At 68.8% G+C, this 10,656-nt stretch carries 9 protein-coding genes; all 9 read left to right on the forward strand.

The window, feature by feature from the left end:
* Positions 1 to 1,608: DUF3556 domain-containing protein (locus A9X05_RS04845; protein ID WP_067779612.1), on the forward strand; the 1,608-nt coding region annotated here is incomplete at its 5' end.
* Positions 1,605 to 3,032: an NAD(P)/FAD-dependent oxidoreductase gene (locus A9X05_RS04850; RefSeq protein WP_067779614.1), complete on the forward strand. Its 1,428-nt coding sequence runs from the start codon at positions 1,605 to 1,607 to the stop codon at positions 3,030 to 3,032. The genes A9X05_RS04845 and A9X05_RS04850, both read left to right, overlap by 4 nt.
* 111 nt (positions 3,033 to 3,143) lie before the next feature.
* Positions 3,144 to 4,163 (forward strand): type I glyceraldehyde-3-phosphate dehydrogenase, encoded by a 1,020-nt coding sequence (gene gap / locus A9X05_RS04855; RefSeq protein WP_067779616.1) that lies wholly within the window; start codon positions 3,144 to 3,146, stop codon positions 4,161 to 4,163.
* Between the two features lie 5 nt (positions 4,164 to 4,168).
* Positions 4,169 to 5,407: a phosphoglycerate kinase gene (gene pgk / locus A9X05_RS04860; RefSeq protein ID WP_067779618.1), complete on the forward strand. Its 1,239-nt coding sequence runs from the start codon at positions 4,169 to 4,171 to the stop codon at positions 5,405 to 5,407.
* On the forward strand, positions 5,404 to 6,189 hold the full coding sequence (gene tpiA, locus A9X05_RS04865; protein WP_067779622.1) for a triose-phosphate isomerase: 786 nt from the start codon (positions 5,404 to 5,406) through the stop codon (positions 6,187 to 6,189). The genes pgk and tpiA overlap by 4 nt, the downstream gene beginning before the upstream one ends.
* 109 nt (positions 6,190 to 6,298) lie before the next feature.
* Positions 6,299 to 6,865 (forward strand): PadR family transcriptional regulator, encoded by a 567-nt coding sequence (locus A9X05_RS04870; protein ID WP_067779624.1) that lies wholly within the window; start codon positions 6,299 to 6,301, stop codon positions 6,863 to 6,865.
* Positions 6,862 to 8,307 (forward strand): MFS transporter, encoded by a 1,446-nt coding sequence (locus tag A9X05_RS04875; protein WP_067779627.1) that lies wholly within the window; start codon positions 6,862 to 6,864, stop codon positions 8,305 to 8,307. Before A9X05_RS04870 ends, A9X05_RS04875 begins: the two co-directional genes overlap by 4 nt.
* A 50-nt stretch (positions 8,308 to 8,357) precedes the next feature.
* Positions 8,358 to 8,591 (forward strand): preprotein translocase subunit SecG, encoded by a 234-nt coding sequence (gene secG, locus A9X05_RS04880; protein WP_040624202.1) that lies wholly within the window; start codon positions 8,358 to 8,360, stop codon positions 8,589 to 8,591.
* A 45-nt stretch (positions 8,592 to 8,636) separates the two neighbouring features.
* Positions 8,637 to 10,656, forward strand: a 2,020-nt coding sequence (locus A9X05_RS04885; protein WP_067779630.1) for a phosphoenolpyruvate carboxylase, incomplete at its 3' end; no start/stop codon positions are given.

The raw sequence follows: 10,656 nt of genomic DNA on the forward strand, positions 1-10,656 counted from the left end.
GCCGTCCCCGCCGCGATCATCTCGCTGACCCCGGGCCTCGGCGGGCTCGGCCGGATCGCCGACTGGTGGACGCAGCCGATCGTCTACCAGAAGGTCATCGTCTTCACGCTGCTGTTCGAGGTGATGGGGCTGGGTTGTGGGTCCGGGCCGCTGACCGGACGGTTCGTGCCGCCGATCGGCGGAATCTTGTATTGGCTGCGGCCCAACACGATTCGGCTGCCGGCGTGGCCCGGGAAGGTGCCGTTCACCGCCGGTGACAGCCGCACCGTCGTCGACGTTGCGCTGTACGCAATCGTTTTGGCCGGAGGGGTGTGGGCGCTGTTGTCGCCCGGCCACGGCGGGCCGGTCACCGCGTCCGGCGACGTTGGCCTGATCGACCCCGTCCGCGTGATCCCGACGATCGTCGCGCTGGCGGTACTGGGCCTGCGCGACAAGACGATTTTCCTGGCCGCGCGTGGCGAGCACTACTGGCTCAAGCTGTTCGTGTTCTTCTTTCCGTTCACCGATCAGATCGCGGCATACAAGCTCATCATGCTGTTGTTGTGGTGGGGCGCCGCAACATCCAAGCTCAACCACCACTTCCCGTATGTGGTGTCGGTGATGACGAGCAATAACGCGCTGCTGCGGCCCAAACTGTTCAAACCGATCAAGCACATGCTGTACCGCGACCACATCAACGATCTGCGTCCCACCTGGTTGCCGAAGATGATGGCCCACGTCGGCGGCACCACAGCCGAATTCGTGGTTCCGACGGTGCTGGTCTTCTTCGCCGGCGATCACCCGTGGCGGTGGTTCCTGATCGGATTCATGGTGATCTTCCACCTCAACATCATTTCCAACCTCCCGATGGGAGTTCCGTTGGAGTGGAACGTCTTCTTCATCTTCTCGCTCTTCTATCTGTTCGGGCACTACGCCTCGATCCGGGCCACCGATTTGCGTTCGCCGCTGCTGTGGGCCCTCGTCCTTGCCGCCGCGGCATTCGTGATCGCGGGAAACATGTTCCCCAAGAAGATTTCGTTCCTGCCCGCGATGAGGTACTACGCCGGCAACTGGGCGTCCAGCGTGTGGTGCTTCCGCACCGGTGCGGAGGAAAAGATCGACGCCGAGATCGTAAAGAGCTCCGCCCTCGTCGTCAACCAGCTGGCCCGGCTTTACGACCCCGAGACCGCGGAGATCATGGCGGACAAGACCGCCGCCTTCCGGGCCATGCACCTGCACGGCCGCGCGCTCAACGCCCTGGTGCCTCGCGCCTTGGGGGGAGAGGCCGACGAAGCCAATTACAAGATCCGCGAGGGCGAGATCGTCGCCGGGCCGCTCGTCGGCTGGAACTTCGGAGAGGGACACCTGCACAACGAACAGCTGCTCGAAGCCGTGCAGCGCCGTTGCCATTTCTCCGACGGCGACGTCCGGGTGATCGTCCTCGAGGGACAGCCCATCCACATCCAGAAGCAGTGGTACCGCATCTTCGACGCCAAGGCTGGACTGATCGAGGAAGGCTATGTCAACGTCGAGGACATGCTCACCCGCCAGCCGTGGCCGGAGCCCGGTGACGAGTTGCCCGTGCATGTGATCGGCCGCGGCGACCGCTCGCGGCGCAGCGCTCGATGACCCGAGCGGTGGTGGTCGGCGCGGGCCCCAACGGCCTCGCCGCGGCGATCCACCTCGCTCGGCACGGCATCGACGTCCAGGTGCTCGAGGCGCGCGACACCGTCGGCGGGGGAGCCCGCTCGGGCGAACTGACGAGACCCGGCGTGATCCACGACCACTGCTCGGCGTTTCACCCGCTGGGCGTCGGTTCGCCGCTGTGGAAGGAGATCGACCTGCAGCGCTACGGGCTGCGGTGGAAGTGGCCGGAGATCGACTGCGCGCACCCGCTCGACGACGGCAGCGCCGGCGTGCTGCACCACTCGATCGACGAGACGGTGGCCCGCATGGGGCCCGACGGCCCCCGCTGGAGGCGGGCGATCGGCGACCTGGCGGCGGGATTCGACGAGCTGGCCGAGGATCTCATGGGCCCGGTGCTGGGGATCCCGCGTCACCCGCTTCGCCTGGCCGGCTTCGGGCCGCGGGCGCTGCTGCCGGCCACCACCATGGCCCGCTGGTTTCGCACCGAGCAGGCGCGCGCGCTGTTCGGCGGCGCCGCCGCCCATGTCTACACCCGGCTGGACCGCCCGCTGACCGCGTCGCTTGGGCTGATGATCCTGGCCAGCGGCCACCGCTACGGCTGGCCCGTCGCCGAAGGCGGGTCCGGGTCGATCAGCCGAGCGCTTTCGGCCGCGCTGCAGGAGCACGGCGGCGCGGTGGCCACCGGGGTGACCGTCGCGAGCCGCAAGGACATTCCGGACGCCGACATCGTGATGCTCGACCTCAGCCCGGCGGCGGCCCTCGCGCTCTACGGCGACGCCATGCCGGGCCGGATCCGGCGGTCGTACCGCCGCTACCGCGAGGGCTCGTCGGCGTTCAAGGTCGACTTCGCCATCGAGGGCGACATGCCGTGGACGAACCCGGACTGCGCCCGCGCCGGGACCGTGCACCTCGGCGGCACGTTCGCCGAGACCGCGGACACCGAACGCCAACGCGCACAGGGCAAGATGGTGGACCGCCCCTTCGTGCTGATCGGGCAGCAATACCGGGCCGACCCGTCGCGCTCGGCGGGCAACATCAACCCCATCTGGGCGTACGCGCACGTGCCGTTCGGCTATGACGGCGACGCCACCGCCGCCGTGGTCGCCCAGATCGAGCGGTTCGCCCCCGGCTTTCGCGACCGCGTCCTGGCGACGGTCAGCAAGGGGCCCGCCGAACTGCAGGCCTACAACGCCAACTTCATCGGCGGCGACATCATCGGCGGCGCCAACGACGGGCTGCAGGTCATCTTCCGCCCGCGCATCGCCGTGGACCCCTACGCGATCGGGGTGCCCGGCGTGTACCTGTGTTCGCAGTCCACTCCGCCGGGCGCCGGCGTCCACGGCCTCTGCGGCTATCACGCCGCCGAGTCGGCCCTGAGGTGGCTGCGGAAGACGCGCCGCGACTGACGTCACATACTCCGCGGGAACCGGGGCGGCGACCGCGCGTGTTGCTCATCTAGGCTGACCACGAGCGCGTATTCAGCGGCTCTAGAGACATCAGAAGACAGGGAGAGATCAGTGACGGTCCGAGTAGGTATCAACGGCTTCGGTCGAATCGGACGCAACTTCTACCGGGCCCTGCTGGCTCAACAGGAGCAGGGCGGCGCCGACATCGAGGTGGTGGCGGTCAACGACCTCACCGACAACGCCAGCCTGGCGCACCTGCTGAAGTTCGACTCCATCCTGGGCCGGCTGCCCTACGACGTCAGCCTCGAAGGTGAGGACACGATCGTCGTTGGCAGCGCCAAGATCAAGGCGTTGGAGGTCAAAGAGGGCCCGGCGGCGTTGCCCTGGGGCGACCTGGGCGTCGACGTGGTGGTGGAGTCCACCGGCATCTTCACCAACGCGGCCAAGGCCAGGGGCCACCTTGACGCCGGCGCCAAGAAGGTGATCATCTCCGCTCCGGCCACCGACGAGGACATCACGATCGTCCTGGGCGTCAACGACGACAAGTACGACGGCAGCCAGAACATCATCTCCAACGCGTCGTGCACCACGAACTGTCTGGCGCCGGTCACCAAGGTGCTGCAGGACGAGTTCGGCATCGTCAAGGGCCTGATGACCACCATCCACGCCTACACGCAGGACCAGAACCTGCAGGACGGGCCGCACAAGGACCTGCGCCGGGCGCGCGCCGCGGCGCTGAACATCGTGCCGACCTCGACGGGTGCGGCCAAGGCCATCGGCCTGGTGATGCCCGAGCTGAAGGGCAAGCTCGACGGCTACGCGCTGCGGGTGCCGATCCCCACCGGCTCGGTGACCGACCTGACCGTCGAACTGGCAAAGCCGGCCGGGGCCGACGAGATCAACGCGGTCTTCAAGGCCGCCGCCGAGGGCAGGCTGAAGGGCATCCTGAAGTACTACGACGCCCCGATCGTGTCCAGCGACATCGTCACCGACCCGCACAGCTCGATCTTCGACTCCGGGCTGACCAAGGTGATCGACAACCAGGCCAAGGTGGTGTCCTGGTACGACAACGAGTGGGGCTACTCCAACCGCCTCATCGACCTCGTCGCGCTGGTCGGCAAGTCGCTGTAGTCGTCGTGGCCGTTCCTACACTCGAAGACCTGCTGGCCGAAGGGGTTTCGGGTCGAGGCGTGCTGGTGCGCTCCGATCTGAACGTCCCGCTCGACGAAGAGGGCGCGATCACCGACCCCGGCCGGATCACCGCATCGGTGCCGACGTTGCAGGCGCTCGTCGACGCCGGGGCCAAGGTGGTGATCGCCGCGCACCTCGGTCGGCCGAAGAACGGGCCGGACCCGAAGTTGTCGCTGGCGCCGGTCGCCGCGGCGCTCGGCGAGCAGCTCGGCCGGCACGTGCAGCTCGCCGGCGATGTCGTCGGCGGTGACGCGCTGGCCCGGGCCGAGGGGCTCACGGACGGCGACGTCCTGCTGCTGGAGAACATCCGCTTCGATCCGCGCGAAACCAGCAAGGACGACGGGGAGCGAATCGCGCTCGCCCGCGAACTCGCTGAATTGGTCTCGCCCGGAGGCGCTTTCGTCTCCGACGGTTTCGGCGTCGTGCACCGCAAGCAGGCCTCGGTGTACGACGTGGCCACGCTGCTGCCGCACTACGCGGGCAAGCTGGTGGCCGAGGAGATCGCGGTCTTGGAGCAGCTGACCAGCTCCACCGAGCGGCCCTACGCCGTCGTGCTCGGCGGGTCGAAGGTGTCCGACAAGCTCGGCGTTATCGAATCGTTGGCGACCAAGGCCGACAGCATCGTGATCGGCGGCGGAATGTGCTTCACATTCCTTGCCGCACAAGGCTTTTCGGTGGGGAATTCGCTGCTCGAAGAGGAGATGGTGGAAACCTGCCGCCGGCTGCTGGACACCTACGTCGACGTGCTGCGGCTGCCGCGCGACGTCGTGGTGGCCGAGCGGTTCGCCGCCGACTCGCCGTCGCAGACGGTGGCGGCCGACGCCATCGGGGACGACGTGATCGGGCTGGACATCGGGCCGGAATCGGTGAAGCGATTCGCGGCCCTGCTGTCCAACGCCCGCACCGTCTTCTGGAACGGCCCCATGGGCGTGTTCGAGTTCCCGGCGTTCGCCACGGGCACCAGGGGCGTCGCCGAGGCCATCGCCGCGGCCACCGGCAAGGGCGCGTTCAGTGTGGTGGGCGGCGGCGACTCCGCCGCCGCGGTGCGCGCCCTGGGCATCCCCGAGGCCGACTTCTCGCACATCTCCACCGGCGGGGGCGCGTCGCTGGAATACCTTGAGGGCAAGACGCTGCCGGGCATCGAGGTGCTCGGGGAGCCGCAACCAAGTGGAGGAGACGCGTGAGCCGCAAGCCGCTGATCGCCGGCAACTGGAAGATGAATCTCAATCACTTCGAGGCGATCGCGCTGGTGCAGAAGATCGCGTTCGCGCTGCCCGACAAGTACTACGACAAGGTCGACGTCACCGTCTTACCGCCGTTCACCGACCTGCGCAGCGTGCAGACCCTGGTCGACGGCGACAAGCTGCGGCTGACCTACGGCGCCCAGGACCTGTCCCCGCACGACTCGGGCGCCTACACCGGCGACATCAGCGGGGCCTTCCTGGCCAAGCTCGGTTGCAGCTTCGTCGTGGTCGGGCACTCCGAGCGGCGCACCTACCACAACGAGGACGACGCGCTGGTGGCCGCGAAGGCCGCCGCGGCGCTCAAGCACGAGCTGGCCCCGATCGTGTGCATCGGCGAGCACCTCGAGACTCGGGAGGCGGGCGAGCACGTCAGTTACTGCGAAAACCAGCTGCGCGGCTCGCTGGCCGGGCTGTCGGCCGAGCAGATCGCCAACGTGGTGATCGCCTACGAGCCGGTCTGGGCGATCGGCACCGGCCGGGTGGCCAGCTCCGCCGACGCCCAGGAGGTGTGTGCGGCCATCCGCAACGGGTTGGCGTCCCTCGCCTCGCCAAAGATCGCCGAAAGCGTCCGGGTGCTCTACGGCGGTTCGATGAACGCCAAGAACGTCGGCGATCTCGTCGCTCAGGAGGACGTCGACGGCGGCCTGGTCGGGGGCGCCTCGCTGGACGGCGAGCAGTTCGCCACGCTGGCGGCCATCGCCGCCGGCGGGCCGCTGCCGTAGCCCCGGCCGGCGCGAACCGGCACGGGGACTCGAAACCGGCACGGGGATAAGTCAGTCGAAGAGCATTGCCCTCTAGACCGCGGGCGAGTACTCGTGCGAGAGTAGTTGCGTGTCGTCGATACGGATCTTCATCCTGGCGGGGCTCGAGGAGCGTGGCCCGATGCATGGACATCAGCTCCGGCTGCTCGCCGAGGAAGAGCACGTGGCCCTGTGGACGGACATCACCGTCGGCGCCCTGTACGGGGCGATCAAACGACTGGCCGCCGAGGACCTCATCGAGGAGGTGCGCGTCGAGCGGTCCGGTGCGTATCCGCAACGGCAGATCTGGGCCATCACCGGTGCCGGTCGCGAGGCGCTGGGCGGTCTGCGGCTGCGCGCGCTCCGCGAGATCGTCATCAAACCCGACCCATTCGACCTGGCGATCACCCGGTTGCAGCCCGACCATCTCGGTGACCTGCCGGCGACCATCGCGGCCCGGATCACATCGCTGAGTGCCATGCTCGCCGAGTGGGAAGCCCATGCCGCCGCCATCGACCGCTACCTCACCCTCGCCGAGAAGCTGGTCATGAAGCACAGAGCCGACCGGCTGCGTGCCGAAATCGGTTGGCATGAGGAGCTTTCCGCGGCGCTCCCCGCGATAGTCGCCGGCCGGCACGCGGGAGGTGACGAAGCGTGACGGCGTCGATACCGAGAACCATTGGCACCGAACGCCGTAACTGGTTTGCCCTGGCGGTGCTGCTGGTCGGGGCTTTCATGGCATTGCTGGACAGCACGATCGTCAACGTTGCCCTGCCGGCCATCCGCACCAGCCTTTCGGCCTCGAACGCCACACTGTCGTGGATCGTCTCGGGCTATGCGCTGGCATTCGGTCTGGCCCTCATCCCCGCCGGCCGGGTGGGGGACCGGTTCGGGCACAAATGGGTCTTCATCGCGGGCCTGTCCTTGTTCACCATGGCGAGCCTGGCGTGCGGACTCGCGCAGGGCGAGGGCGGGCTCGTCTGCGCCCGTGCGGTGCAGGGCCTCGGCGGTGGCATCTTCTTCACACCGATCACCGCGTTGATCCAGCTGATGTTCGCCGCGCGCAAGCGGGCGCGGGCCCTGGCGATCATGGGTTCGACCATCGGCTTCTCCGTCGCGCTCGGGCCGCTGATCGGTGGGCTGATCATTCAGGCGTTCGGCGCGGACCCCGGGTGGCGGTTGGTGTTCGACGTCAACGTGCCGTTGGGTGTGCTCGCCGTCGTCGCCGCGGCCATCCTGCTTCCGGCGGGAACCGAACGTGCGGCGTCCGCCGACTGGGTCGGCCTGATCCTGCTGTCCGCGGCGCTGGTCGCGTTGCTCGTCCCGTTGATCCAGGGTCAGCAAGACGGTTGGCCACTGTGGACGTACGCCTCCATGGCCGGCGCCGTCGCGCTGCTGGTGGTGTTCGCGCAGTGGGAGCGCCACGTCGAGACGAACGGGGGCAACCCACTGGTGCCGCCGCGGCTGTTCTCGCATGCGTCCTTCACCGGCGGCGTGCTGCTCGCCCTGGTGTACTTCGCGGCCTTCACGAGCATCTTCTTCACCATCGCGCTGTTGTGGCAGGCGGGGCTGGGTCACACCGCGCTGCAATCCGGCCTGGTGGTGACACCGTTCGCGATCGGACTGGTCGGCGGCGCCTCCCAAAGCGACAGCCTGGCGGCGCGCTTCGGCCGGACCGTGCTGGTGGTCGGGCTGGGGATGGTGGCCGTCGGTATCACCGCGATCTGGCTGGTGCTCGCCCTGACGCCGGGCACCGCGTACGGCGGCTGGCAACTGGCCGCCCCGCTCTTGATCGCCGGCCTGGGCAGCGGACTGTTCATCGCCCCCAACGTCGACTTCATCGTCGCCACCGTCGACGCCGCGGACGCCGGCGCGGCCAGTGGTGTGATCGGCACCGCGCAGCGGGTCGGCAGCGCGATCGGGATCGCGATCATCGGCACCGTCCTGTTCGGCACGCTGCACGTGCGCCGGGCCGGACCCGAGGCGCTCGCGGCGGCGTTCGGGCACAGCGCGACGCTGGCGATGGCCGCCAGCGCCGCCCTTAGCGTCGCGGCTTTCGCGCTGGTGTTCGCGCTGCCGCGGCGCTCGTGGGACCGGTAGCCGGGCGTCGGTTACGGCCGACGGCGCGCCAACCGGTAGGCTTTTGCGTCATGGAGTTGGCCCTGCAGATCACCCTGGTGGTCACCAGCGTGCTGGTGGTGTTGCTGGTGCTGCTGCACCGCGCCAAGGGTGGCGGACTGTCGACACTGTTCGGTGGCGGCGTGCAGTCCAGCCTTTCCGGTTCGACGGTGGTGGAGAAGAACCTGGACCGGTTGACGCTGTTCATCACCGGCATCTGGCTGGTGTCCATCATCGGGGTCGCCCTCCTGATCAAGTACCGGTGACCCGTCGCCGGGCGGGCAACGTGATCCGCACCGATACTGGGACACATGGTTGACGTTTCCGACATCGCGCTCGAACCGATTGGCGCCGTGCAAAGGACGCTGGTCGGTCGCGAGGCGACCGAGCCGATGCGCGCCGACATCAGGCTGCTGGGCGCCATCCTCGGCGACACCGTGCGCGAGCAGAACGGGGACGAGGTTTTCGACCTCGTGGAACGCGCCCGGGTCGAATCGTTTCGGGTGCGCCGCTCCGAGATCGACCGGGCCGAGCTGGCCCGGATGTTCGACGGCATCGACATCCACCAGGCGATCCCGGTCATCCGCGCGTTCAGCCACTTCGCGCTGCTGGCCAACGTCGCCGAGGACATCCACCGGGAGCGGCGACGCGCGATCCACGTCTCCGCCGGCGAGCCGCCGCAGGACAGCAGCCTAGCCGCGACGTACGCGAAACTCGATGGCGCCGAACTCGATTCGGCCACGGTCGCCGACGCGCTGCGCGGGGCCCTGATATCCCCGGTGATCACCGCCCACCCCACCGAGACCCGGCGGCGCACCGTCTTCGTCACCCAGCACCGGATCACCCAGCTGATGCGGTTGCACGCGGAGGGACACACCGAAACCGACGACGGCCGCAATATCGAGCGCGAGCTGCGCCGCCAGGTGCTGACCCTGTGGCAGACCGCACTGATCCGGTTGTCCCGGCTGCAGATCACCGACGAGATCGAGGTCGGGTTGCGCTATTACGCCGCCGCGTTCTTCCAGGTCATTCCCCAGGTCAACGCGGAGGTCCGGGACGCTTTGCGGAAGCGCTGGCCCGACACCGATCTGCTCGCCGCGCCCATCCTGCGGCCCGGTTCCTGGATCGGCGGCGACCGCGACGGCAACCCGAACGTGACGGGCGACGTGGTGCGCCAGGCCACGGGCAGCGCCGCGTTCACCGCGCTGTCGCATTACCTGGAAGAGCTCGTCGCCCTCGAGCAGGACCTGTCGATGTCGGCGCGACTCGTCCCCGTCACGCCCGCGCTGGCGGAACTGGCCGAGGGCTGCGTCGAGCAGGCCCGCGCCGACGAGCCGTACCGGCGGGCGGTGCGGGTGATCCGGGCCCGGCTCACCGCGACGGGCGCACAGATCCTGGACCGTCAACCTCAGCACGAACTCGACCTCGGCCTGGCGCCGTATTCCGCGCCGGCCCAACTGCAAGCGGACCTCGACACGATCGACGAGTCGCTGCGCACGCACGGCAGCGCGCTGCTCGCCGAGGATCGTCTGGCCCTGCTGCGAGAAGGCGTGAGCGTCTTCGGGTTTCACTTGAGCGGCCTCGACCTGCGGCAGAACTCCGACGTCCACGAAGAGGTGGTGGCCGAGCTGCTGGCGTGGGCCGGGGTGCACCCGGACTACGTTTCGCTGCCCGAGGACGAGCGGGTCGCGCTGCTGGCGGACGAACTGGGCACGCGCCGTCCACTGGTCGGTGACCGCGCGCAACTGTCCGAGCTGGCCCGCAAGGAGCTCGAGGTCATCGGCGCCGCGACGCACGCCGTCGGGCGCTACGGCCCGGCCGCCGTCCCGAACTACGTGATCTCGATGTGCCGCTCGGTGTCCGACGTCTTGGAAGTGGCGATCTTGCTGAAAGAGGCGGGGCTGCTGGACGCTTCCGGGCCGGAACCGTACTGCCCGGTGTCCATCTCGCCGCTCTTCGAGACGATCGAGGATCTGCACAACGGCGCGGACATCCTGCAGGCGATGCTGGACCTGCCGCTGTACCGCGCGGTCGTCGACGCCCAGGGCGGTTGCCAAGAGGTGATGCTCGGCTATTCCGACTCGAACAAGGACGGCGGCTACCTGGCCTCCAGCTGGGCGGTCTACCGCGCCGAGCTGGCCCTGGTCGAGGTGGCCCGCAAAGCGGGAATCCGGTTGCGGCTCTTCCACGGTCGCGGCGGCACCGTCGGCCGCGGCGGCGGCCCGAGCTATCAGGCCATCCTGGCGCAGCCCCCCGGCGCGGTGAACGGATCACTGCGGCTCACCGAGCAGGGGGAGGTGATCGCCGCCAAGTACGCCGAACCGCAGGCGG

It is taken from the genome of Mycobacterium sp. E3298, from assembly GCF_001666895.1.
Taxonomy (GTDB): Bacteria; Actinomycetota; Actinomycetes; order Mycobacteriales; family Mycobacteriaceae; genus Mycobacterium.

Excerpts from the sequence above, each read along its gene's own strand:
- A9X05_RS04850 (WP_067779614.1), top strand. The coding sequence starts at position 1,605 with ATGACCCGAGCGGTGGTGGTCGGCGCGGGCCCCAACGGCCTCGCCGCG.
- secG (WP_040624202.1), top strand. The coding sequence starts at position 8,358 with ATGGAGTTGGCCCTGCAGATCACCCTGGTGGTCACCAGCGTGCTGGTG.